Here is a 655-nt window from a genome sequence, read left to right as displayed (position 1 = left end):
ATAGTAAAATTCCCTAAAAACAGTAATTGAATCTACCCATGACCTACCCAGCCCATATCCGCCAAAAAATCCTATCTGACCTTGAAACCAGTACCTATAAAGAAGTTGCCGCACGCCACAAAATCAGCCCGAATACGTTAGCAAGATGGAAAAAACAGCCGACGCCAAAGCCTAAAAGCGAATACAAAGACAAGGCACGCAAGCTGACCGAAGAAAAACTCAGACAGGATGTTGCCGACTATCCCGATGCTTATCAATGGGAGAGGGCTGCACGGTTAGGCAGTACACAACATGCCGTATCCAAAGCAATGAAGCGGTACAAACTCACACGAAAAAAAAATAGCACGGCACCAAAAAGCTGATGAAACACTTCGCAATAACTTTATTGAAACGCTCAATGTCTATGAAAAACAACTGTATCCTATTGTTTATTTGGACGAAAGCGGTTTCAAAAAGGACGATTTCCGTCCTTATGCTTATGCACCGAGGGGGCAAAAATGCTTTGAACGTTCGAATTGGAACAGACAGCAAACCAACGTTATCGGTGCACAATGCAGCGGTATGCCCTTTGCTTTTACCGCATTTGAATGCAGTATTGACAGCGATGTTTTCCACTCATGGGTAAACGAAGTATTGATACCGGAACTACCTGCCT

Annotated in this window: 2 protein-coding genes; both read left to right on the top strand. The window is 43.7% G+C overall.

The genetic code is table 11. The annotated features are described in order from the left end of the window. Positions 1-38 precede the first annotated feature (38 nt). Positions 39-362: an IS630 transposase-related protein gene (locus BDE01S_RS10900; protein ID WP_066081505.1), complete on the top strand. Its 324-nt coding sequence runs from the start codon at positions 39-41 to the stop codon at positions 360-362. Between the two features lie 70 nt (positions 363-432). Further along, the coding region (locus BDE01S_RS11805; RefSeq protein ID WP_174520392.1) for a transposase at positions 433-655 on the top strand (223 nt) is incomplete at its 3' end.

It is taken from the genome of Bergeriella denitrificans NBRC 102155 (genome assembly GCF_001592185.1).
In the GTDB taxonomy this organism is placed as follows: domain Bacteria; phylum Pseudomonadota; class Gammaproteobacteria; order Burkholderiales; family Neisseriaceae; genus Neisseria; species Neisseria denitrificans.
This window is presented reverse-complemented; position numbering and strand designations above follow the sequence as displayed.

Coding starts and splice junctions, on each gene's coding strand:
- BDE01S_RS10900 (WP_066081505.1), top strand. CDS start 39: ATGACCTACCCAGCCCATATCCGCCAAAAAATCCTATCTGACCTTGAA.